Consider the following 273-nt stretch of genomic DNA (forward strand, 5'->3'; position numbering starts at 1 on the left):
CAGTGGCACCCGCACCTGCACATGATCGCCTTGGCCGAGGTCGAGCCCAGCCAGGAGCGCTTGTCGCGGGATTGGCACCAGATCACCGGGGACAGCTTCATCGTTGATGTGCGGCCCATCGTTGGAGATCCCGCCGCGGGGTTCATGGAGGTTTTCAAGTACGCCGTCAAGTTCAGCGATCAGCCGGTTGCCGATACATGGCATGCCTTTCAGACGCTCAAGGGGAAACGCCTTCTTGGTTCTGCTGGGTGCTTCCGAGGTGTCGAGGTGCCG

General features: G+C 61.5%; 1 pseudogene. It reads left to right on the top strand.

The features are described 5' to 3' along the window. Nucleotides 1-21: 21 nt before the first annotated feature. A pseudogene (locus ABG80_RS04520) lies at nucleotides 22-273 on the top strand (protein rep); the annotation flags it as partial.

This window comes from Aquabacterium parvum, assembly GCF_001447195.1.
Classification (GTDB): Bacteria; Pseudomonadota; Gammaproteobacteria; order Burkholderiales; family Burkholderiaceae_C; genus Aquabacterium; species Aquabacterium parvum.